The sequence below is a fragment of the Burkholderia sp. Tr-20390 genome, assembly GCF_017104595.1.
In the GTDB taxonomy this organism is placed as follows: domain Bacteria; phylum Pseudomonadota; class Gammaproteobacteria; order Burkholderiales; family Burkholderiaceae; genus Burkholderia.
On record NZ_JAAGPC010000040.1, the window covers coordinates 1 to 23,372 of the forward strand.

Genomic DNA, 23,372 nt, shown 5'->3' on the forward strand with positions numbered 1-23,372 from the left:
TGAGGTCGGCGAAGCGGGCGAGGGCGGCGTCGAGGGTCGCAACCTGCCCGGGCGTCACGCCCTTTTGCGGGCCGAACACGGCGGTCGCGCCGTGCGCGCCCGTCAGCGGGTTGTCGACGTCGGACATGCCGATGAATTCCGTTTCCTTCAGCCGCGAGTCGAGCCCCGACGCATCGATGCGCGCGATGTCGGCGAGCCGCGACGGCACGGGCTCGACCGGCTGGCCAGCCGCGTCGAAGCACTGCAGGCCGAGGCCTGCGAGCAGCCCGGCGCCCGCGTCGTTGGTGCTGCTGCCGCCGAGCGCGACGAAGAAGCGGCGCACGCCTTCGTCGAGCAACGTGCGGATCGCTTCGCCCATCCCGCGCGTGCTGCGCGCGTCGACCGGCACGCTCATGCCGACCGGATCCGTAATGCCGACGATCTCTGCCGTCTCGACGATCGCGGTGCGCGCGTCGATCACGCCGACCGCCGCGTCGCGTGCCGCGAGCGACGCGCCGGCCACCAGCAGTGCGCGCCGCGTGCCGCCACCCGCCAGCATCGCGTCGAGCGTGCCTTCGCCGCCGTCGGCCATCGGGCAGCAGCGCACGACAGCGTCGGGCCGGGCGCGGCGGATGCCGGTGGCGATCGCGTCCGCGACCTGCTCGGCGGAAAGCGAGCCTTTGAACGAATCGGGCGCGATGACGACGACAGGCGCGGACGGGTGTTGCGGCATGGTGTCTCCGGAAGGCGTGATTGGTGTGAAGAATGGTGGGGCCGCGACGGCGGCGACCCTTCAATTGGAGCTTACAGGATGGCGGGCCCGTGGTGGATACGGCGTTCGGCATAGCGGCGATCCGCTTGCATTGCCGTGCAAAGGGCGGTTGACGCGGCGCGGACGCACGCGCGTCGCGCCGATCTGGCGGTGTGATGAAAATTGTTTGCTAGAATAGTCGATTCTTCCGGCCAAAGCCGTGCTCCGAGCCGCTTGCGCTAGCCATCCGGCGCGTGCAGGGATGGCGTGGCGCTCCGGCGCGGCGAGTGGATGTGACACACATCACGCCGCAGGCAGGCACGGCAAGGAAAACCCGATTCGCTCGAATAATTTTAGGACGATTGAAGCCATGGCTAACGTTGTTGAGAACCTCGGCAAGCTTGAACGCCGCGTGACGATTTCCCTGCCGAAAGACACCGTGCAGAAGGAAATCGACGCCCGTATCCAGAAACTCGCGAAGACCGTGCGCATGCCGGGTTTCCGCCCGGGCAAGGTGCCGGTGAAGATGGTCGCGCAACAGTACGCGGGCCAGGTCGAGGCGGAAGTGCTGAGCGACAAGATCGGCCAGGAATTCTTCACGATCAGCCGCGCGGAAAACCTGCGCGTCGCTGGCCAGCCGAGCTTCGAGCCGAAGCAGGAGCAGGCTGAAGGTGCATACGCGTTCGACGCGACGTTCGAGGTCTACCCGGAAGTCAAGATCGGCGATCTGGCGACGGCTGAAGTCGAGCGCTCGACGACGTCGATCGGCGACGCCGAAATCGACCGCACGCTGGACATCCTGCGCAAGCAGCGCGTGCACTTCCACGCACGTGGCGAAGCCGGCGAGCACGGCGACGGCGGCGCGGACACCGCAGCGAAGAACGGCGACCGCGTGACGGTCGACTTCGTCGGCAAGATCGACGACGTCGCGTTCCAGGGCGGCACGGCTGAAGATTTCCCGTTCGTGCTCGGCGAAGGCCGCATGCTGCCGGAATTCGAAACCGCAGCGCTGGGCCTGAAGGTCGGCGAATCGCGCACGTTCGATCTAGCGTTCCCGGAGGATTACCACGGCAAGGACGTCGCGGGCAAGACGGCGCAGTTCACGGTCACGATGAAGAAGATCGAGTGGCCGCACCTGCCGGAAATCGACGCTGAATTCGCGAAGTCGCTCGGCATCGAAGACGGCGACCTCACGAAGATGCGTGCCGAGATCAAGGAAAACCTCGAGCGCGAAGCGAAGCGTCGCACGCAATCGATCGTCAAGAACCAGGTGATGGACGCGCTGCTGAAGATTTCCGAACTCGACGTGCCGAAGGCGCTGATCGAGCAGGACCAGCAACGCCTCGTCGAAATGGCTCGCCAGGATCTGGCGCAGCGCGGCGTGCCGAACGCGAAGGACGCACCGATCCCGGCCGAGATGTTCACCGAGCAGGCAGAGCGCCGCGTGAAGCTGGGCCTCGTGCTGGCCGAGCTCGTGAAGTCGAACGGCCTCGAAGCGAAGCCGGAACAGATCCGTGCGGAAGTCGACGAGTTCGCGAAGAGCTACGAAGACCCGAAGGAAGTGGTCCGCTGGTATTATTCGAACCAGCAGCGCCTCGCCGAGATGGAAGCGTTCGTCGTTGAAAGCAACGTCGTCGATTTCGTGCTGGGCAAGGCGAAGGTGACGGACAAGGAAGTGAGCTTCGAAGCACTCGCGAGCGCATCGGCGCAAGCGTAAGTGTTGCTCTAGCGGCGTGCCGGCTGTCGGAGCGACGGCCCGCACGCCGTTTTTACGTCAAGCGCACGGTTGCCATTAATATGGCGATTGAGCGGGCGGCTTCCTTCCGTTCAATTTTCCATTCGAACAAGGTTCATTGAATGATCACTCGCGCTGAATTGCTGGACATGCTTGCTTCGAACGCGCCGCAGGGTTTCGAGGCGCAAGCGCTGGGGCTGGTGCCGATCGTCGTCGAAACGAGCGGCCGCGGCGAGCGTTCGTACGATATCTACTCGCGTCTCCTGAAGGAGCGCCTGGTGTTCATGGTCGGCGAAGTGAACGACCAGACCGCCAACCTCGTGGTCGCGCAACTGCTGTTCCTCGAGAGCGAGAATCCCGACAAGGACATCAGCCTGTACATCAACAGCCCGGGCGGGTCGGTGTCGGCCGGCATGGCGATCTACGACACGATGCAGTTCATCAAGCCGGACGTGTCGACGCTGTGCATGGGCCTCGCGGCCAGCATGGGCGCGTTCCTGCTCGCGTCGGGTGCGAAGGGCAAGCGTTTCGCGCTGCCGAACTCGCGCGTGATGATTCACCAGCCGCTCGGCGGCGCACGCGGCCAGGCATCCGACATCGAGATCCAGGCACGCGAAATCCTCTACCTGAAGGAGCGGCTGAACCAGTTGCTCGCGCAGCACACGGGCCAGGACGTCGAGCGCATCGCGCGCGACACCGACCGTGATAACTTCATGTCGAGCGAGGACGCGAAGGCGTACGGGCTGATCGATCAGGTGCTGTTGAAGCGCCCGTGAGCTTAAACGGGGTGCCGCCCCGATTCGGGCGGCGCCGTCAAACGTCCCGAGTGCCCTGAGCATCTGCGGCAAGCGCATCCAGCCGGCTCCGGTCGCGCCCTAGGCGCGGCGTCCGGAGCAATCGGCGTATCATGTCATTTACCTGTCCGGAGGCTCTACATTCATGGCGGACAAAAAAGGTTCGAACAGCGAGAAGCTGTTGTATTGCTCGTTTTGCGGAAAGAGCCAGCATGAGGTGAAAAAACTCATCGCGGGCCCGTCGGTGTTCATCTGCGATGAATGCATCGACCTCTGCAACGAAATCATTCGCGACGAGGCGGCTGCCGCCGGCGTCGAGGCCAGCCTGTCCCGGTCGGATCTCCCGAGCCCGCAGGAAATTCGCGACATCCTCGATCAGTACGTGATCGGCCAGGAGCGTGCGAAGAAGATCCTCGCGGTGGCCGTGTACAACCACTACAAGCGCCTGAAGCATCTCGACAAGAAGGACGACGTCGAGCTGTCGAAGAGCAACATCCTGCTGATCGGCCCGACGGGCTCCGGCAAGACGCTGCTCGCGCAGACGCTCGCGCGGTTGCTCAACGTGCCGTTCGTGATCGCCGATGCGACGACGCTCACCGAAGCCGGCTACGTCGGCGAGGACGTCGAGAACATCATCCAGAAGCTGTTGCAGAACTGCAACTACGAGGTCGACAAGGCCCAGCGCGGGATCGTCTACATCGACGAAATCGACAAGATCAGCCGCAAGTCGGACAACCCGTCGATCACGCGCGACGTGTCGGGCGAGGGTGTCCAGCAAGCGCTGCTGAAGCTCGTCGAGGGCACGATGGCGTCGGTGCCGCCGCAGGGCGGCCGCAAGCACCCGAACCAGGATTTCATCCAGGTCGACACGACCAACATCCTGTTCATCTGCGGCGGTGCTTTCGACGGCCTCGAAAAGGTGATCACCGACCGTACCGAGAAAACCGGCATCGGCTTCGGCGCGACGGTCAAGAGCAAGCAGGAACGCGACGCGGGCGAAGTGCTGCGCGAGACGGAGCCGGAAGACCTGATCAAATTCGGTCTGATCCCCGAATTGATCGGCCGCCTGCCGGTGGTCGCGACGCTCGGCAAGCTCGATGAAGCCGCGCTGATGAAGATCCTGGTCGAGCCGAAGAACGCGCTCGTCAAGCAGTATCACAAGCTGTTCGCGATGGAGCGCGTCGAGCTGGAGATCCGGCCGGGCGCACTGCAGGCAGTCGCCCGCAAGGCGATCCGCCGCAAGACCGGCGCGCGCGGTTTGCGTTCGATCATCGAACAGGCATTGCTCGACGTGATGTACGAGCTGCCGACGATGAAAGGGGTCAGCAAGGTCATCATCGACGAGAACGTCATCGATGGCGACGGCAAGCCTTTGCTGATCTACGAGGACACGCCGAAGGTGGCGGGTTCGAACTGACCGGCTTGCCGACGATGTTCTGCGAAAAAGGCCGTTCATGAGACCGTGGGCGGCTTTTTTTCGTTTATCTTGTGGGTAACTCTGACTCGACACGCGGTGGTTACTTTCTTACCGAATATTTCCCGCACTTGAAGGCTTGCAATTCGTTGTGGCGGCCTCAATTACCGAACAATTGATTCCACTCATGGGGAAATGAAATGTCAGGCACCCAACTTCTCCCGCCGGAACGCATCACGCTCCCGCTGCTGCCGCTGCGGGATGTCGTCGTTTTCCCGCACATGGTGATTCCGCTCTTCGTGGGCCGGCCGAAATCGATCAAGGCCCTCGAAGCAGCGATGGAAGGCGGCAAGCACATCATGCTCGTCGCCCAGAAAACCGCGGCCAAGGACGAACCGACCGAAAAGGACATGTACGAGGTCGGTTGTATCGCCAACATCCTGCAGATGCTGAAGCTGCCGGACGGCACCGTGAAGGTGCTCGTCGAGGGTCTGCAGCGAGCGAAGGCATTGTCGATCGAAGAGCAGGAAACGCAATTCTCCTGCGAAGTGATGCCGCTCGAGCCCGATCATGCCGACAGCGCTGAAACGGAAGCGCTGCGCCGCGCGATCGTGTCGCAGTTCGACCAGTACGTGAAGCTGAACAAGAAGATCCCGCCGGAGATCCTCACGTCGCTGTCGGGCATCGACGAAGCGGGCCGCCTCGCCGACATGATCGCCGAGCGCCTGCCGCTGAAGCTCGACCAGAAGCAGCACATCCTCGAGATGTTCCCGGTCATCGAGCGCCTCGAGCACCTGCTCGCGCAGCTCGAAGCCGAGATCGACATCCTGCAGGTCGAAAAGCGCATCCGCGGGCGCGTGAAGCGCCAGATGGAAAAGAGCCAGCGCGAGTACTACCTGAACGAACAGGTCAAGGCGATCCAGAAGGAACTGGGCGAAGGCGAAGAGGGTGCGGATCTCGAGGAGCTCGAGAAGCGCATCAACGCCGCGCGCATGCCGAAGGAAGCGAAGAAGAAGGCCGACGCCGAGCTGAAGAAGCTGAAGCTGATGTCGCCGATGTCGGCGGAAGCCACCGTCGTGCGCAACTACATCGACACGCTGATCGGCCTGCCGTGGCGCAAGAAGAGCAAGGTCAACAACGACCTGTCGAACGCCGAGCAGGTGCTCGACGAGGATCACTTCGGCCTCGAGAAGGTGAAGGAACGCATCCTCGAGTATCTCGCGGTCCAACAGCGCGTCGACAAGGTGAAGGCGCCGATCCTGTGCCTCGTCGGGCCCCCGGGCGTCGGCAAGACCTCGCTCGGCCAGTCGATCGCCCGCGCGACGAACCGCAAGTTCGTCCGGATGGCGCTCGGCGGCGTGCGTGACGAGGCCGAGATCCGTGGCCACCGCCGTACGTACATCGGTTCGATGCCGGGCAAGATCCTGCAGAGCCTCACGAAGGTGGGCGTGCGCAATCCGCTCTTCCTGCTCGACGAGGTCGACAAGATGGGCATGGATTTCCGCGGCGATCCGTCGTCGGCGCTGCTCGAAGTGCTCGATCCGGAACAGAACCACACGTTCGCCGACCACTACATCGAAGTCGACTTCGACCTGTCGGACGTGATGTTCGTCGCGACGTCGAACTCGCTGAACATCCCGCCGCCGCTGCTCGACCGGATGGAAGTGATCCGTCTGTCGGGTTACACGGAAGACGAGAAGGTCAGCATCGCCCAGCGTTACCTGCTGCCGAAGCAGAAGAAGAACAACGGGCTGAAGGAAGGCGAGATCGAGGTCACCGAGCAGGCGATCCGCGACATCATCCGCTACTACACGCGTGAAGCCGGTGTGCGTTCGCTCGAGCGGGAAGTGTCAAAGATCTGCCGCAAGGTCGTGAAGATGCTGCTGCTGAAGAAGGCATCGGGTGCGATCAAGGTCGATGGCGAAAACCTCGACACGTTCCTCGGCGTACGCAAGTACGACTTCGGCCTCGCGGCGAAGGAAAACCAGGTCGGTCAGGTGACGGGCCTCGCGTGGACGGAAGTCGGTGGCGATCTGCTGACGATCGAAGCCGCGGTGATGCCGGGCAAGGGCAACGTGATCCGTACGGGTTCGCTCGGCGACGTGATGAAGGAGTCGGTCGAGGCGGCACGTTCGGTCGTGCGCTCGCGCTCGCGTCGTCTCGGCATCAAGGACGAAGCGTTCGAGAAGCAGGACATCCACATCCACGTGCCGGAAGGCGCGACGCCGAAGGACGGTCCGTCCGCAGGCGGTGCGATGACGACCGCGCTGGTGTCGGTGCTGACGGGTATCCCCGTGCGTGCCGATGTCGCGATGACGGGCGAAATCACGCTGCGTGGTGAAGTCCTGCCGATCGGTGGTCTGAAGGAGAAGCTGCTCGCCGCGCATCGCGGTGGCATCAAGCTCGTGCTGATCCCGGAAGAGAACGTGAAGGATCTCGCCGAGATTCCGGACAACGTGAAGAACGCGATCGAGATCGTGCCGGTCCGCTGGATCGACAAGGTGCTGGAACTCGCGCTCGAGCGTTCGCCGACCCCGCTGCCGCCGGAAGAAGAGGCGAAGGCGGCGGCACCGGTCGCCGATGCGGCGAAGGATGCTGGCTCGACGGAATTCGTCAAGCACTAAGCATCGGGACATCGTCGTTCCTGACGGTTGTTCACGAAACCCGCGGCATGGCCGCGGGTTTTTTTATGCGTAGCCGATTCGTGTGCGCGAACGTTTAAAAAATTCGCGTCAGGGCTTTGCAAAATGATCGGGGATGAATTAAACTTGCAGGCTCGCTGGTTGTTGATGCCGAAACGCAGATCGCAACCAGAACGAATCGGAAACGGGTGCTTAGCTCAGCTGGTAGAGCGGCGCCCTTACAAGGCGTAGGTCGGGGGTTCGAACCCCTCAGCACCCACCAGTTTCCTGATTCAGCCAGACCAAGGAGCGGTAGTTCAGTCGGTTAGAATACCGGCCTGTCACGCCGGGGGTCGCGGGTTCGAGTCCCGTCCGCTCCGCCAGAAAATGAAGAAGCCCGCCTTGTGCGGGCTTTTTCATTTGCGTTTAGGGCTGCGCCTGCAAGCGCAGCCGCGGCCTGCACAATGCAGGCGAGTCTCGTCCGCTCCGCCAAACAAACGAAAGTGCCTGCCGAGTGCGGGCATTTTCGTTTTGTGCGCCTGTTTGCCGCGCCGTACTCGCCCACGCTACGTCTGCTTTTCTCCCGTCCCACCCCGTATGTTGTAATATCGGACGTTTTGTCCAATTTTCCCGTCACGCATGCTCGATTTCTTCCGTAATCACCAGCGCCTGATGATGGCGCTCCTGCTCCTGATCGTGTTGCCGGGGCTGGGTTTCGTCGGGATCCAAGGCTTCCGCGGCTTCTTCGACGACAGCGCGAACGTCGCGGCAGTCAACGGGCACAAGATCACGCGGGTCGAATTCGACGGCGCGTTCCGTCAGCAGATCGACCAGGCGCGTCAGGCGCTCGGCGGGCAGTTCGACATCAAGATGTTCGATACGCCCGAGCACCGCAAGCAGGTGCTCGACGGCCTGATCCAGCAACGCGTGCTGGCCGACGAGACCCAACGCCTGCACCTGACCGCATCCGACAACGCCGTGCGCGACGCGCTGATGAGCGACCCGATGATTGCGTCGCTGAAGAAGCCCGACGGTTCGATCGACGTCGAGCGCTATGCGCAACTGCTGTCGTTCCAGGGGATGACGCCCGAGCAGTATCAGGAGCGCGTACGCTACAGCCTCGCGCTGCAACAGATTCCGGCCAGCATCGTGTCGAGCGCATTCACGCCGAAGAGCCTCGCGCAACGCCTGTCCGAACTCGCCGCGCAGCAGCGCGAAGTGCAGGCGCTCGTGCTGAAGACGAGCGACTTCGCCGCGAAGGTCCAGCCGACCGATGCGCAGCTCGCCGCGTACTATGACGCGCACAAGCAGAGCTTCGCGACACCGGAGACCGCGACGGTCCAGTACCTCGTGTATTCGCCGGCCGCAGCGGCCGCGAGCGCGCAGCCGACCGAGGCGGACATCAAGAAGTTCTACGACGACAACCCGACGCACTTCCGCACCGAAGCACAGGTGCGCGTGAGCCACATCTTCATCGCCGCGCCGGGCAGCGCAAGCGCGGCCGACAAGGCTGCGGCGAAGACGAAGGCCGAGCAGCTGCTGGCCGACGTGAAGGCGCATCCGGACCAGTTCGCGCAGATCGCGCAGAAGAGCTCGCAGGACGCACCGTCTGCCGCGAAGGGCGGCGACCTCGGCTTCATCACGCGTGGCTCGACGGCGGGCGGCAAGGCGTTCGACGATGCCGCGTTCGCGCTCAAGCAGGGCGACGTGAGCGGTGTCGTGCAGTCGGATCTCGGCTTCCACATCCTGAAGGCAACGGAAGTGAAGCCGGCCGCCGTCAAGCCGTTCGCCGACGTGAAGGACCAGATCGCAGTCGACCTCAAGCAGCAGTACGCATCGAAGGCGTTCACGGACAACGCGGAAGGCTTCACGTCCACCGTCTACGAAAAGGCGAAGACGCTGCAGCCGGCCGCGGACAAGTACAAGCTGACGATCCAGACGGCCACCGTCACGCCGACGCCGAACCCGCAGCTGCCGCCGACGAGCCCGCTGAACAATCCGAAGTTCCTGGCCGCCGTGTTCGCCAACGACTCGGTGAAGAGCCAGAACAACACGCAGGCGATCGACGTCGGCAACAACACGCTGATCTCGGCGCGCGTGACCGACTACAAGCCGGCCGCCGTGCCCGCGCTCGACGCGATCAAGGACGTCGTGCGCCAGAAGGTCGTGGCCGAACAGGCTGCGGAACTCGCGAAGAAGGACGGCGCGGCGAAGCTTGCCGAACTGCAGAAGTCGAAGTCGGTCGACGGGTTCGCGGCCGCGCAGAAGGTGTCGCGCACGCAGTCGCAGGGCCTGACGCCGGCTGCACTGAGCGCCGTGTACAAGGTCGATGCGAAGACGCTGCCGGCGTACGTCGGTGTCGATCTCGGCGCGGACGGCTATGCGATCTACCGCGTGAACGCGGTGATCCCGGGTTCGGCGGTCGATCCGCAGCAACTGGCCGCCGCGCAGCAGCAGATGGCGCAGGTCGACGCGCAGAGCGAAGGCGAAGCGTATCTGGCCGCGCTACGTGACCGCTCGAAGGTGAAGCTGTACGGCTCGACGGCCAGCCAGTCGCAGGACGGCGACAACTGAGCATCGTTTCGCACGCAACAAAAAGCCCCGCTTCATGCGGGGCTTTTTGTTTTCCGGCGGGGCGGCAGCGTCAGCCGCGCGGCTTGCCGAGCAGCGGCTTCAGCGCAGGCCAGACATTGTCGAGCAAAATGCCTTGCGCCTGTTGTGCCGGGTGCATCTGGTCGGCCTGGAACAACTCCGGCTTGTTCTCGATGCCGGCCAGCAGGAACGGCACGAGGGGCACGCCGAGATCCTTCGACAGCCGCGTATAGACGGCGTGGAACTTCTGCGTGTAGTCGGGGCCGTAATTGGGTGGCACATACATGCCGACCAGCACGACCTTCGCCCGCGCCTGTCGTGCGCCGGCGATGATGTCGCGCAGGTTCTGCTCGGTCGTGGCGAGCGGCACGCCGCGCAGCGCATCGTTCGACCCGAGCTCGACGACGATGATCGACGGCTTGAGCCGTTGCAGCACCGCGGGCAGCCGCGCGCGGCCGCCGCTCGTGGTGTCGCCGCTGACGCTGGCGTTCGCGACGCTATAATCGATTCGCTCGGTCGTGAGCCGTTGCCGCAGCAATGCCACCCAGCCGGTGTCGCGCGGCAGCCCGTATTCGGCCGACAGGCTGTCGCCGAGCACGACGATCACGGGCTGGCCTGATGTCGCCGCCGGCGTCGTTGCGGCGCGCGCCGGCACGGTGGCAGCGAGCAGGGTGCCCAGCAGCGCGGCGACCGCCGCGCGTCTTTTCCAGCGAAATGTCGTGTCCATGTTCAAGATTACCGATCCGATCATCGAAGTCCATGACGTATGCAAGCGGGTCGCCGATGCAACGGGCGAGCTGACGATCCTCGACGGCATCACGCTCGCCGTGCAGCCGGGCAGCAGCCTCGCGATCGTCGGCGCGTCGGGGTCGGGTAAATCGACGCTGCTTGGCCTGCTTGCTGGGTTGGACAGCGCGACGAGCGGCACGGTTCGCCTGCTCGGTCGTGCGCTCGACCAGCTCGACGAGGATGCGCGTGCGGCGCTGCGCAACGGCGCAGTCGGCTTCGTGTTCCAGTCGTTCCAGTTGATACCGCACCTGACGGCGCTCGAGAACGTCATGCTGCCGCTCGAGCTGCAGGGAGGCATCAGCGCGCGTGAAGCAGCCGATCGTGCCCGGGCGCTGCTCGTGCAGGTCGGTCTCGGCGAGCGTACCGCGCATTATCCGAAGCTGTTGTCCGGGGGCGAGCAGCAGCGTGTCGCGCTTGCGCGCGCATTCGTCACGCGCCCGGCGATCCTGTTCGCCGACGAGCCGACCGGCAGCCTCGATGCGGCCACGGGGCATGCGGTCATCGACCTGATGTTCGAACTGAACCGCACGCACGGCGCCACGCTCGTGCTCGTCACGCACGATGTCGAACTCGCGCGCCGCTGTGCGACGACCGTGACGATCGACGCCGGCCGCATCGTCGAGCCGCACGCGGAGCAGCGCGGCACCTGAATTGAGTGGCCGGCCGCGCAAGCAGGGCTGCGCGGCCGGCATCGGCATGACGCCGATACCCGAGAGCGTCAGCGCTTCAGCGCCGCGCGGGCGCGCTCGATCAGCGCGGTGGTCGACGAGTCGTGCTTGGCCGGATCGACCGACTCGGCCGTCAGGTCGGCTTCCACCACCTTGCCGAGAATCTTGCCGAGCTCGACGCCCCACTGGTCGAACGGATTGATGTCCCACACCGTTGCCTGCACGAGCACCTTGTGTTCATACAGCGCGATCAGCGAACCGAGCGTGCGCGGCGTCAGCGCATCGACGAGCAGTGTCGTCGTCGGGCGGTTGCCCGGGAACGTCAGGTGCGGTGCGAGCGCTTCCTTGCCCGGCCCCGCGACCTTGCGCGCTTCGTCGAGCGTGCGGCCGAGCATCAGCGCCTCGCTCTGCGCAAAGCAGTTCGCCAGCAGCTTCGGATGATGGCTCGCGAGCGGATGCTCGGGCGTCAGCACCGCGATGAAGTCGATCGGCACGATCGTCGGCCCCTGGTGCAGCATCTGGAAGAACGCGTGCTGCCCGTTGGTGCCCGGCTCGCCCCACGTGACGGCGGAGGTCGGGTAGTCGACGAAGGTGCCGTCCAGGCGCGCGGATTTGCCGTTGCTCTCCATTTCGAGCTGCTGCAGGTATGACGGCAGGTAGTGCAGCGCTTCCGAATACGGTGCGACGAGATAGCTCTGCGAACCGAAGAAATTCCGGTACCAGATGCCGATCAGGCCGAGCAGCACGGGCAGGTTGCGCTCGAGCGGCGCTTCGCGGAAATGACGGTCCATGTCGTTCGCGCCGGCCAGCAGCTCGTCGAACTGCTCGGGGCCGATCGCGATCATGATCGACAGGCCGACTGCCGACCACAGCGAATAGCGGCCGCCGACCCAGTCCCACATTTCGAACACGTTGTCCGCGGCGATGCCGAACTTCACGACTTCGGCCGGGTTCGCCGACACGCCGACGAAGTGCTTCGCGAGCGCGTCCTCGGGGCAGCCGCGCGCGACGAACCAGTCGCGCAGCGAGCGTGCGTTCGTCATCGTCTCGAGCGTCGTGAACGTCTTCGACACGATGATCGCGAGCGTTTCCTCCGGATCGACCTGCTCGAGCACGCGCGCGAGATCGGCGCCGTCGACGTTCGACACGAAGTGCGTGGTGATTTCAGGCGTCGCGACGTGGTGCAGCGCATGCACGACCATCTTCGGCCCGAGATCGGAGCCGCCGATGCCGATGTTGATCACGTGGCGGATGCGCTTGCCGGTGTAGCCCGTCCACGTGCCGCTGCGCACGGCGCGCGCGAAGGTCGCCATCTTCGCGCGCTCGGCGCTGATCTGTGCGTGGAACGGCGCTTGCGGATCGGTCGCGCGCAGCGCGGTGTGCAGCGCGGCACGGCCTTCGGTCGGGTTGACGATCTCGCCCGCGAACATCGCGTCGCGGCGTGCTTCGACGCCCGCGTCACGTGCGAGCTGCACGAGCAGGCGCAGCGTGTCGTCATTGATGCGGTTCTTCGAGAAATCGGCCGCGAGGCCGCCGCCTGCGAGCGTGAAGCGTTCGGCACGCGTCGGCGTGGGGTCGTTTTCCGGCGCGAACCAGTCGCGCAGGCGAGCATGGCGGATTTGCTCGAAGTGGGATTGAAGGGCAGTCCAGGCGGGGAGCGAATTCAGCGTCATGGCGGTTCGAGTGAAGCGTGAATCGGGAGGAATGCCGCGCCGGCTCATCGGGATCGGAAGGCCGGCGGACGAGAGGGCCCGCCGTGCGGCGGGGCAGTCAGTATAGCGGCCTTATGTGTCGGCGCGCGGCGACGCGTAAAAAAGGCGATTGATCAGCGTGCGCACCATCGGCGCGAGTTCGCCGGCCGTGAGTCCGGCCGGGCCGGTGCCGTGTGCGGTCAGCGTGTCGGCCGCGAGGCCGTGCAGGTAGACGCCCGCGAGCGCGGCCTCGTACGGTGCGACGCACTGCGCGAGCAACGCGCCGATCAGTCCGCCGAGTACGTCGCCGGTGCCGCCCGTGGCGAGCGCCGCATTGCCGGTCGGATTGATCGTCACGCGGCCGTCGGGCGCCGCAATCACCGTGCCCGAGCCTTTCAGCACGACATGTGCCGCATAACGAATCGCAAGCGCCTGCGCGGCCGCGACGCGGTCGCGCTGGATGGTCGCCGTGTCGCTGCCGAGCAACCGGGCGGCTTCGAGCGGATGCGGTGTCAGCACGCATGGATTGCCGCGCGCACCGCGCGTGGCGACGGCGGTCGCAAGATCGGCATGTGTCGCGACGAGGTTCAGCGCATCGGCATCGAGCAGCGTCGCGGCATCGTGCGCGAGCACGTCGCGCACGAGCGTCGCCGCGGCCTCGCGCGTGCCCAGCCCGCAGCCGGCCGCGATGGCGGTCATCGCGCCGAGATCGAGGCCGTCGGCCGGATGCAGCATCAGTTCGGGGAACGGTGGGTCGTACGGCGGTGCGCCGGCGCCCAGGAAGCCGACGTGCACCTTGCCGGCACCGGCGTACAGCGCGGCGCGGGCGGCCAGGATCGGCGCGCCGCACATGCCCGTGTCGCCGCCGAGTACCGCGAGACTGCCGAACGTGCCCTTGTGGGACGCGAATGCGCGCGCGGGCAGGGCGGCGGCGAACCGCGCGGGTGCGTTCAGCACGATGGCCGGCGCGGCGGGTGGCGCGACGTCGAGCGAGGCGACGTCGATCTCGCCGGCGAGATCGCGGCCTTCGCCCGTATAGAGCCCCGGCTTCGCGGCGATGAAGGTGAGCGTATGGGTGGCGGCGACGGCGACGCCCGCGCCGACGATCTGGCCCGTATCGCTGTCGAGCCCGCTCGGCACATCGAGTGCGAGCACGTGGCCGCCGCTGCGCGCATGCGCGGCGACGCGCTGGGCCTGCTCGGCGAATGCGCCGTCGAGCGCGCGGCCGAGACCGATGCCGAACAGCCCGTCGACGATCCATGCAAAGCTGTCCAGCGAAGCAGGCGGTGTGGCGGATACCGGTACGCCCGCCGCGCGCGCGAGGCCGAGCGCCCATTGCGCGTCGTCTGGTTTGACTGGCACCGGCATCCACGCTTGCGTGGCGACGCCAAGCTGCTGGAGGTGAGCGGCGGCAACCAGCGCATCACCGCCGTTGTTGCCCGGGCCGACCGCGAACCACACGGGCCGGTCGTCGCCGGCCATGCGCTCGGACAGCCAGTGCGCGGCGGCGGCGCCGGCGCGACCCATCAGCGTATGCGGCGGCAACGCCGCCGCGGCGTCGGTTTCGGCCGTGCGCAGGTCGGCGACGCGCAGCAGCGCGATCGGATCGGAATCGGGGAGCGGGCGGGTATTGGCGGTCATCGCGGGGTCGTGGCGGCTGGCTAGGTGGCCGCCGGGGACGGGCCCGCGGCGGTCAGGTCGTGAAGCGCCCGGCGCGCAGCGCGGCGAGCGTGTCGGCGGGCCAGTGCTGCACGTCGCCGCCCAGATAGTCGGTCACCACTTTAGCAGACCCGCAGGCGAGCCCCCAGCCGGCCGGACCATGTCCGAAATTGACGAACACGCGCGGATGCGGGGTCGGACCGACGACCGGCAGGCCGTCCGGCGACAGCAACTGCGTGCCTTGCCACGACAACGCGGCCGAGATGCGCGCGGCGCCGGGCACCCAGTCGTGGACGGCCTGGCCGAGCAGCGCGAGCGCGGCCTCGGACAGCGGCTCGGCGAGCGGCTTCGCGGTGTCGGGCAGGCTCTGCAGCACCGCGCCGCCGCCGACGCGCAGCCGCTGGTGAGTGCGCGTGATCGAGATCCGCTTGATCGAATCGATGACGTTCAGGTGCGGTGCGTGTTCTTCGTACGCGACCGGTGCGGTGAGCGTATGGACGCGCACCGGGTGCAGCGGCAGGCGCCAGCCGAGCCGGTCGAGCAGCGGCAGGCTGCCGGCGCCGGCGGCGACCACGATCGCATCGGCGGAAATCACGTCGACCTCGCGTGCGTTCGACGCACGCCGGTCGCCGGGCGGGACGAGCTCGACCGCGGCGCGGCCGGTGTCGACGCGGATCGCGGCGACTTCCGCGCCGAAGCGGAACTGCACGCCATGCTCGTCGAGCGTCTGCTTGACCAGTTTCGCGAACAGCGGGCAATTGCCGGTGCGTTCGGTCTCGAGCAGCACGCCGCCGGCGAAGCCGGGCTCGGCCGGCACCGACGGTTCGAGCGTCGCGCATTCGTCGGCGGAGAGCAGGCGGTACGGCTGGTCGAGCGTGCGCAGCAGGTCGAGCGCCGGCTGCATCGCGTCCCAGTCGCGCGGATCGCGCACCACGTGCAGGATGCCGGGCTTCTGCTCGAATTCGAGTTCGAGGCGCGTCTCGATGTCGGCGAGCGAGTCGCGCGACGCATCGATCAGCGGGCGCAGCCGCGCGTACTGGGCGGCGAACGCGTCGGGTTCACGCAGCGTGCCGAGCTGCTTGACGAAGCGGCGCACGCCGCCGTTGAAGCCCGGCTTGTAGACGATGCCGCTGTCGCGCGGCTGGCGCTGGCGCATGAAGGTCGGGCCGAACCAGACGTCGAGCGGGCTCGGCAGCAGCGCGCCGCCGTCGCCGTAGGTCGCACCCTGCGCGACGGTGGCGTGACGTTCGACCACGCACACGCGATGGCCGGCCGCGCGCAGCTGGTAGGCGGTGGCGACGCCGCTGATTCCGCCGCCGATGACGATGACATCCATGGATTGCTTCGATGACGGGCGGCGCGCAGGCGCCGCCCGGTGAGAATTCGCTGAGGGCCCCGGCCCGGTGAACCCGGAATGATAGCGCCAAAATCGCGGGAACCGGCGCCGGGCGAGCACGGACCGTGCAGCCGCGCCACGGCCGCCGGCTGCCGCGCCCGCGCGGGCGGGCTGTACACGGCGTACACCGCGGCACCGTTGCGGTGCATGCGGGCTACCGATTGGCCGGTCTGGGGCGACCGACTTCCGGGTATAATTACGGCCTTCCTTTCGCCCCACGTCGCCACTTCGCGCGACTCATCGACGTCAGTCCAGCCCATGGCTCACTTCTCGTGTTTTCCCGGCGCTTCGGCCCTCTCCGATTTCCGTCAAACCCGTCTGCTCGACACGCTCAAGCAAATCGACGCCAACATCGTCGCGGTGCGCGGGCAGTTCCTGCACTTCGTCAATGCGGCCGAGCCGCTGTCGGCCGACGACAGCGCGCGCATCGACGCGCTGATGCACTACGGCGCGCCGTTCGAGCCGGCGGCCGAGAAGGGCACGGCCGAGACCTTCGTCGTGCTGCCGCGTTTCGGCACGGTCTCGCCGTGGGCGAGCAAGGCGACCGACATCGCGCAGCACTGCGGCCTCACGCAGGTGCGCCGCATCGAGCGCGGTGTCGAATTCACGGTCACGCTGAAGTCGGGCCTGCTCGGCGGCAAGAAGGCGCTGTCGGACGACGCGCGCGCAGCCGTGGCGGCCGCGCTGCATGACCGGATGACCGAAAGCGTGGTCGCGGCACGCGACGACGCGAAGCACCTGTTCGACGAACTGCCGGCCAAGCCGCTCGCACGCGTCGACGTGCTGGGCGTCGGCCGCGGCGCGCTCGAACGCGCGAACGTCGAGCTGGGCCTCGCGCTCGCCGACGACGAGATCGATTACCTGGTCGACGCGTTCCGCAAGCTCGAACGCAACCCGACCGACGTGGAACTGATGATGTTCGCGCAGGCGAACAGCGAGCACTGCCGCCACAAGATCTTCAATGCGCAGTGGACGATCGACGGCGAGGCGCAGGACATGTCGCTGTTCGCGATGATCCGCAACACCGAGAAGCTGAACCCGCAGGGCACGATCGTCGCGTATTCGGACAACTCGTCGATCATGGTCGGCGCCGAAGCCGAGCGCTGGTTCCCGCGCAACGCAGGCGCGGCCGGCGAGCCGGGTGAACGCTATGGCCGCCACACCGAGCTCACGCACACGCTGATGAAGGTCGAGACGCACAACCACCCGACGGCGATCTCGCCGTTCCCGGGTGCGGCGACCGGCGCGGGCGGCGAGATTCGCGACGAAGGCGCGACGGGCCGCGGTGCGCGCCCGAAGGCCGGCCTCACGGGCTTCACCGTGTCGAACCTCGATCTGCCCGACGCACGCCAGTCGTGGGAAAACGCGCGCGACGCGGCCCAGCCGGTCGGCGAGCGCAACCCGAACGAGCAGCACGGCCCGTACGGCCGCCCCGACCGCATTGCGTCGCCGCTGCAGATCATGATCGACGGCCCGCTCGGCGGCGCCGCGTTCAACAACGAATTCGGCCGTCCGAACCTCGGCGGCTATTTCCGTGTGTACGAGCAGAACGTCGGCGGGAAGGTGCACGGCTATCACAAGCCGATCATGATCGCGGGCGGTCTCGGCAACATCGCCGACCAACATACGCACAAGCACGACGTGCCGGCCGGCTCGCTGCTGATCCAGATCGGCGGCCCGGGCATGCGGATCGGGATGGGCGGCGGCGCCGCGAGCTCGATGGCGACCGGCGCGAACACGGCCGAACTCGACTTCGACTCGGTGCAGCGCGGCAACCCGGAAATCGAGCGTCGCGCACAGGAAGTGATCAACGGCTGCTGGCAGCTCGGCGCGGAAAACCCGATCCTGAGCATCCACGACGTCGGCGCGGGCGGCCTGTCGAATGCGTTCCCCGAGATCGTCGACGGTGCGGGCAAGGGCGCGCGCTTCGAGCTGCGCAAGGTCGCGCTCGAGGAATCGGGCCTGTCGCCGCGCGAAATCTGGTCGAACGAAGCGCAGGAGCGCTACGTGCTGGCGATCGCGCCGGCCGACCTGCCGCGCTTCGAGGCGATCTGCGCCCGTGAGCGCTGCCCGTTCGCGGTGGTCGGTGTCGCGACCGACGAACGCCAGTTGAAGCTCGTCGACGACGAAGCGACGGGCGCCGACGAATACCCGGTCGACATGCCGATGGAAGTGCTGCTCGGCAAGCCGCCGCGCATGCATCGCGACGTCACGCGCGTGGCGACCGAGCGTGCACCGGTCGACGTGACGGGCATTGCCTTGTCGGCGGTCGCGATCGACGTGCTGAAGCACCCGACGGTCGGCAGCAAGTCGTTCCTGATCACGATCGGCGACCGCTCGGTCGGCGGCACGTCGGTGCGTGACCAGATGGTCGGCCCGTGGCAGGTGCCGGTGGCCGACTGCGCGGTCACCGCGCTCGACTACGCGGGCTTCAAGGGCGAGGCGATGACGATGGCCGAGCGCACGCCGCTCGCCGTGATCAATGCGCCGGCATCGGGCCGCATGGCGGTCGGCGAGGCGATCACGAACATCGCGAGCGCGCCGATCGCGTCGCTCGACAAGCTGAAGCTGTCGGCGAACTGGATGGCGGCATGCGGCACGGCCGGCGAGGACGCCGCGCTGTTCGACACGGTCAAGGCGATCGGCATGGAGCTGTGCCCGGCGCTCGGGATCGGCATCCCGGTCGGCAAGGATTCGCTGTCGATGAAGACGAAGTGGGACGAGCAGGGCGTCGCGAAGGAAGTGGTGTCGCCGGTGTCGCTGATCATCTCCGCGTTCGCGCCGGTCGAGGACGTGCGCCGTCACCTGACGCCGCAACTGCGCCGCATCGCCGACGCGGGCGACAGCGTGCTGATCGCGATCGATCTCGGCCGCGGCAAGAACCGGATGGGCGGCAGCATCTTCGCGCAGGTCACGCAGCAGGTCGGCGACACGACGCCGGACGTCGACGACGCGGAAGACCTGAAGCGCTTCTTCAACGCGATCCAGTCGCTCAATGCGCAAGACAAGCTGCTGGCCTACCACGACCGCTCGGACGGCGGCCTGTGGGCGACGGTGTGCGAAATGGCGTTCGCGGGCCACGCGGGCGTGTCGCTGAACGTCGACATGCTGACGCTCGACCCGAATCACGAATCCGACTACGGCGACGCGAAGGACTGGGCGAAGCAGACGAGCGGCCGCCGCGAGGATCGCACGCTGCGCGCGCTGTTCTCCGAGGAACTCGGCGCCGTCGTGCAGGTGCGTGCGACCGATCGCGACGCGGTGCTCGGCGCGCTGCGCGAGTTCGGTCTGTCGGCGTGCTCGCACGTGATCGGCTCGGTCAACGATCGCGACGTGATCGAGGTATACCGCGACGCGAAGAAGATCTTCGACGCACCGCGCACCAAACTCCATCGCGCATGGAGCGAAGTGAGCTGGCGCATCGCGCGCCTGCGCGACAACCCCGCGTGTGCGGATGCCGAATACGACGCACTGCTCGACGCGGCCGATCCGGGCATCTCGCCGGTGCTGAGCTTCGATCCGGCCGACGACATCGCCGCGCCGTTCATCGCGACGGGCGCACGGCCGCGCGTCGCGATCCTGCGCGAGCAGGGCGTGAACTCGCATCTGGAAACGGCCTACGCGTTCGACCGCGCGGGCTTCGATGCACACGACGTGCACATGAGCGACCTGCTCGCCGGCCGTGCCACGCTCGCCGATTTCGCGGGTGCGGTCGCATGCGGCGGCTTCTCGTACGGCGACGTGCTGGGCGCGGGCGAAGGCTGGGCAAAGACGATCCGCTTCAACGCGAACCTCGCCGACATGTTCTCGGCCTTCTTCGCACGTCCCGACACGTTCGCGCTCGGCATCTGCAACGGTTGCCAGATGCTGTCGAGCCTCGCGTCGATGATCCCGGGCGCGGATGCGTGGCCGAAGTTCACGCGCAACAAGTCCGAGCAGTTCGAGGCGCGCTTCTCGTTCGTCGAAGTGGAGAAATCGCCGTCGATCTTCTTCGCGGGGATGGAAGGCTCGCGGATTCCGGTCGCGGTCGCGCACGGCGAAGGCTATGCGGACTTCTCGCAGCAGGGCGACATCGATCGCGTCGCGGTCGCGATGCGTTTCGTCGACCACCGCGGCGAAGCGACCGAGCGCTATCCGTTCAACCCGAACGGCTCGCCGGCCGGCATCACGTCGGTCACGACGGCCGACGGCCGCTTCTCGGTGCTGATGCCGCACATGGAGCGTGTGCATCGTACGGTCGCGATGAGCTGGCACCCGGAAAGCTGGGGTGAAGCGAGCCCGTGGATGCGCGTGTTCCGCAACGCGCGCCGCTGGATCGGCTGATCGGAATGATGTTCGATCCGCACGCGCCGGTCGAGGTCGTCACGCTGCGCGATGAGCGTGCCAGCGAGGCCGACGCGATCGGCCGCGTGATCGTCGCCGCGTTCGCGGGCGAGCCGGAAGGCGGCCAGTTCGAACGGCGGATCGTCGATACGCTGCGTGCCGACGGTGCGTTGAGCGTCTCGCTCGTCGCGGAGCGCGACGGCCGCCTGATCGGGCACGTTGCGTTCTCGCCGGTGTCGATCGGTGGCGAACCGTCCGGCAGCCAGGGCTGGTACGGGCTGGCGCCGCTCGCGGTGCTGCCCGATTGCCAGCGGCAGAGCATCGGTGCGGGGCTGGTGCGCACGGGGCTCGACGCGTTGCGCCGGCTTGGCGCGCGCGGTTGCGTGCTGCTCGGCGAACCCGCGTACTACACGCGGTTCGGCTTTGCGCCATCCGGCGACATCGTGTTCCCGGGCGTACCGCCCGGGTATTTCCTTGCGCTGTCGCTCGACGATTCGGCGCCGCGGCCGTCAGGTGACGTTCGCTATCACGACGTGTTCCATCCGGCGTAGCCCGCCGCGCTTGCGGTGCGCGCGAATCCGGCACGGGAAAGGCCGCTCTTCGGAGCGGCCTTTTTCTTTTGCCGGGCTGCCAGCGAAGCGCATCGTGACTCGTCCGCAGGCAGTGTGCGCGGGCAATAAAAAACCGCTCCGAAGAGCGGCTTTTCGATGCGCGTGTGGCGCGTGCCGGCGTTACTTGACCGTTGCCTGCTGGCGCAGACCTTCCTCGAACGCCTGCAGCTTCTGCTGCACGAGCTGCTGCGCGATCTGCTGCTTCACCTGCTCGAGCGGCGGCGGGGCGATGTCGCGGATGTCGTCGACGCGGATGATGTGCCAGCCGAACTGCGTCTTCACCGGCGTGTCGGTCATCTGGCCTTTCTGCAGCTTCTGCGCGGCCGCCGCGAATTCCGGCACGTACGCCTTCGGGTCGGACCAGTCGAGATCGCCGCCGTTCTTGCCCGAACCCGGATCCTTCGAGTATTGCTTCGCGAGATCCTCGAATTTCGCGCCGGCCTTGATCTTCGCGATCAGGTCCTTCGCCTGCTGCTCGTCGCTGACGAGGATGTGGTGCAGGTGGTATTCGCGATTGCCGCCGGCGCCCTTGACGAGGTCGTCGTAGCGCGCCTTCACTTCGGCGTCGGTCGGCTGGTTCTTCTTCAGGAAGCTCTCGATCATCGAACGCAGCACGACGGTCTGCTGCGCGACGGCGACCTGCGCCTTCACGTCCGGACGGTTCGGGATGCCTTCACGGATCGCTTCCTGCATCAGGATTTCGCGGTTCACGAGTTCCTGGCGCACGGCCTGCTGCAGTTGCGGGCTGTCGGTCTGGCCTTGCTGGACGAGCTGAGCCACCATCGCGTCGGCGCGCGACTTCGGAATCGGCGTGCCGTTGACGACGGCGATGTTCTGGGCAAATGCCGGTGCCGCTGCAAAAGCAGCCGCCGCGACCCACAGGCGGGGGGATTTCAGGATCATCGGGAATTCCTAATGAGACTAGATTGAAGATTCGTTGAATTCTTCGGGCGTGTAAGCCACGATCGCGAGCGCGTGAATGCCGCGCTGCATCGCATCAGCGAGCGCATCATACACCAGCCGGTGCCGCGCGACGCGCGGCTTGCCCGCGAAGGCGGCCGACACGATCGTGACCGTGAAATGGCCGCCGGCGGACGCGCCGGCGTGGCCCGCGTGCTGTGCGCTGTCGTCGCGCACGGTGAGCGACAGCGGGGCGAGCGCCGCGGTGAGGCGCGCTTCGATCAGCGCGATGCGCTCGTCGGGCGACGCGTGGAGAAAGGCGTCCGTCATGTCACTCGTCCTTCAGGTATTTCGTGAGCCACAGGCTCTGCAGGATGATGAATACGACCATCGCGCCCGTCGTGCCGAACAGCTTGAAGTTCACCCATTGCGATTCGGTGAAGTTGTGCACCACGTACAGGTTCGCGACACCGAGCACCGCGAAGAACAGCGCCCAGGCGACGTTCAGCTTGTCCCACACGGGGTGCGGCAGCGTGAGCTGCTTGCCCATCATCTTCTCGATCAGGTTGTTGCCGAACGCATAGCGCGCGGCGAGCAGCCCGATCGCAAACAGCCAGTACAGCACAGTCGGTTTCCATTGAATGAATTTCTCGTCATGCAGGACGAGGGTGGCGCCACCGAAAACGACGATCACGCCGAGGCTGACCCACAGCATCGTGTCGACCTTCCGGTGCCGGAAGGCAACCCAGGCGACCTGGGCCAGCGTCGCGACGATCGCGACGGCGGTGGCGGTAAAGATGCCCCAGACCTTGAAGGCGGCAAAAAACAGGATGATCGGAAACAGATCGAACAGGAATTTCATGGCGCTCGCAGCTGCGTGAAAGGCCGCTTGCGCGGCCTTTCACCGTTGTAGGGACCCGCCAGGCACCGCCGGAGCGGATCGGGGCGGCGGCGCGAGGGGCGCCCCGCGGATCCGCCCGGCGCCGCTCATTCGTTTTCGGGTCGGGACTCGAAGTTTAACGCAGCCGAATTGATGCAGTACCGCAAACCGGTCTTGTCGCGCGGGCCGTCCTCGAAGACGTGGCCGAGGTGTGCGCCGCAGTGGTTGCAGCGCACCTCGACGCGCACCATCCCGTGCGAGTAGTCGACCTTTTCGTCGATCACCTCGCCGTTGAGCGGCTTGAAGTAGCTGGGCCAGCCGCAGCCCGAGTGGAACTTGGCGCCGGAGTCGAACAGCGGCGTGCTGCAGACGACGCATTTGTAGATGCCGTCGTCTTCGGTGTCGGTGTATTCGCCGGTGAAGGCGCGCTCGGTGGCCGCATGCTGCGTGACTTCGTACTGCATCGGCGTGAGCCGGCGGCGCAGCTCGGCGTCGTCCTTCTCGTACGGGAAGGTCTTGTCGTCGGAATCGTGGGACATGTGGGGTTCTCCTGATCGGTCGGTCGATAC

Annotated in this window: 17 protein-coding genes and 2 tRNA genes; 10 read left to right on the plus strand and 9 right to left on the minus strand. The window is 66.5% G+C overall.

From position 1 onward, the window contains the following. Window positions 1-712: glycerate kinase (locus tag G3N98_RS13505; RefSeq protein ID WP_206148443.1), on the minus strand; the 712-nt coding region annotated here is incomplete at its 3' end. A gap of 388 nt (window positions 713-1,100) precedes the next feature. Here G3N98_RS13505 and tig point away from each other — a divergent pair. The 7 genes from tig (at window position 1,101) to G3N98_RS13540 (ending at window position 9,868) form a co-directional block, all read left to right on the plus strand. Continuing rightward, the gene (gene tig / locus G3N98_RS13510) at window positions 1,101-2,447 is read left to right on the plus strand and encodes a trigger factor (protein ID WP_046545923.1); all 1,347 of its coding nucleotides are present in this window, start codon (window positions 1,101-1,103) and stop codon (window positions 2,445-2,447) included. A gap of 140 nt (window positions 2,448-2,587) precedes the next feature. Further along, entirely contained in the window at window positions 2,588-3,241 is a 654-nt protein-coding gene (gene clpP, locus G3N98_RS13515; RefSeq protein WP_010092137.1) for an ATP-dependent Clp endopeptidase proteolytic subunit ClpP, read from the plus strand. A 163-nt stretch (window positions 3,242-3,404) separates the two neighbouring features. Then, window positions 3,405-4,676: an ATP-dependent Clp protease ATP-binding subunit ClpX gene (gene clpX / locus G3N98_RS13520; RefSeq protein ID WP_006489345.1), complete on the plus strand. Its 1,272-nt coding sequence runs from the start codon at window positions 3,405-3,407 to the stop codon at window positions 4,674-4,676. A gap of 197 nt (window positions 4,677-4,873) precedes the next feature. Continuing rightward, the gene (lon, locus tag G3N98_RS13525; protein ID WP_011352361.1) at window positions 4,874-7,297 is read left to right on the plus strand and encodes an endopeptidase La; all 2,424 of its coding nucleotides are present in this window, start codon (window positions 4,874-4,876) and stop codon (window positions 7,295-7,297) included. A 204-nt stretch (window positions 7,298-7,501) separates the two neighbouring features. Beyond that, window positions 7,502-7,577: transfer RNA gene (locus G3N98_RS13530), tRNA-Val, on the plus strand. A 23-nt stretch (window positions 7,578-7,600) separates the two neighbouring features. Further along, window positions 7,601-7,677: transfer RNA gene (locus G3N98_RS13535), tRNA-Asp, on the plus strand. 256 nt (window positions 7,678-7,933) lie between these two features. Continuing rightward, window positions 7,934-9,868 (plus strand): SurA N-terminal domain-containing protein, encoded by a 1,935-nt coding sequence (locus tag G3N98_RS13540; RefSeq protein WP_206148444.1) that lies wholly within the window; start codon window positions 7,934-7,936, stop codon window positions 9,866-9,868. A 70-nt stretch (window positions 9,869-9,938) separates the two neighbouring features. On the opposite strand, the gene G3N98_RS13545 is transcribed toward G3N98_RS13540, so the two are convergent. Next, window positions 9,939-10,613 (minus strand): arylesterase, encoded by a 675-nt coding sequence (locus tag G3N98_RS13545; RefSeq protein WP_206148445.1) that lies wholly within the window; start codon window positions 10,611-10,613, stop codon window positions 9,939-9,941. On the opposite strand from G3N98_RS13545, the gene G3N98_RS13550 reads away from it, so the two are divergent. After that, the gene (locus G3N98_RS13550) at window positions 10,612-11,325 is read left to right on the plus strand and encodes an ABC transporter ATP-binding protein (RefSeq protein WP_206148446.1); all 714 of its coding nucleotides are present in this window, start codon (window positions 10,612-10,614) and stop codon (window positions 11,323-11,325) included. The two genes, G3N98_RS13545 and G3N98_RS13550, sit on opposite strands and share 2 nt — an antisense overlap. 68 nt (window positions 11,326-11,393) lie before the next feature. Here the strand turns inward: G3N98_RS13550 and pgi are convergent, their stop codons facing one another. The 3 genes from pgi to G3N98_RS13565 form a co-directional block, all read right to left on the minus strand. Next, window positions 11,394-13,016, minus strand: a complete 1,623-nt coding sequence (pgi, locus tag G3N98_RS13555) for a glucose-6-phosphate isomerase (protein ID WP_206148447.1) — start codon at window positions 13,014-13,016, stop codon at window positions 11,394-11,396. Window positions 13,017-13,127: 111 nt separating this feature from the next. Beyond that, window positions 13,128-14,675: an NAD(P)H-hydrate dehydratase gene (locus tag G3N98_RS13560; RefSeq protein WP_206148448.1), complete on the minus strand. Its 1,548-nt coding sequence runs from the start codon at window positions 14,673-14,675 to the stop codon at window positions 13,128-13,130. Between the two features lie 52 nt (window positions 14,676-14,727). Further along, window positions 14,728-16,029 (minus strand): FAD-dependent oxidoreductase, encoded by a 1,302-nt coding sequence (locus G3N98_RS13565; protein ID WP_206148449.1) that lies wholly within the window; start codon window positions 16,027-16,029, stop codon window positions 14,728-14,730. A gap of 318 nt (window positions 16,030-16,347) precedes the next feature. Here G3N98_RS13565 and purL point away from each other — a divergent pair, with 318 nt between their 5' ends. Further along, entirely contained in the window at window positions 16,348-20,412 is a 4,065-nt protein-coding gene (purL, locus tag G3N98_RS13570; RefSeq protein WP_206148450.1) for a phosphoribosylformylglycinamidine synthase, read from the plus strand. A 5-nt stretch (window positions 20,413-20,417) separates the two neighbouring features. Then, window positions 20,418-20,963, plus strand: a complete 546-nt coding sequence (locus tag G3N98_RS13575) for an N-acetyltransferase (RefSeq protein WP_089473271.1) — start codon at window positions 20,418-20,420, stop codon at window positions 20,961-20,963. A gap of 180 nt (window positions 20,964-21,143) precedes the next feature. Here G3N98_RS13575 and G3N98_RS13580 read toward each other — a convergent pair whose 3' ends face one another. The 4 genes from G3N98_RS13580 to msrB form a co-directional block, all read right to left on the minus strand. Continuing rightward, window positions 21,144-21,926 carry a peptidylprolyl isomerase gene (locus tag G3N98_RS13580; protein WP_089425616.1) on the minus strand — a complete coding sequence of 261 codons (783 nt, stop codon included), beginning with the start codon at window positions 21,924-21,926 and terminating at the stop codon, window positions 21,144-21,146. Window positions 21,927-21,944: 18 nt separating this feature from the next. After that, on the minus strand, window positions 21,945-22,253 hold the full coding sequence (locus G3N98_RS13585; RefSeq protein WP_021163397.1) for a BolA family protein: 309 nt from the start codon (window positions 22,251-22,253) through the stop codon (window positions 21,945-21,947). 1 nt (window position 22,254) lies between these two features. Then, window positions 22,255-22,785: a septation protein A gene (locus G3N98_RS13590; protein ID WP_011352350.1), complete on the minus strand. Its 531-nt coding sequence runs from the start codon at window positions 22,783-22,785 to the stop codon at window positions 22,255-22,257. A 125-nt stretch (window positions 22,786-22,910) separates the two neighbouring features. Continuing rightward, window positions 22,911-23,342 (minus strand): peptide-methionine (R)-S-oxide reductase MsrB, encoded by a 432-nt coding sequence (gene msrB, locus G3N98_RS13595; protein WP_206148451.1) that lies wholly within the window; start codon window positions 23,340-23,342, stop codon window positions 22,911-22,913. Between the last annotated feature and the right edge of the window lie 30 nt (window positions 23,343-23,372).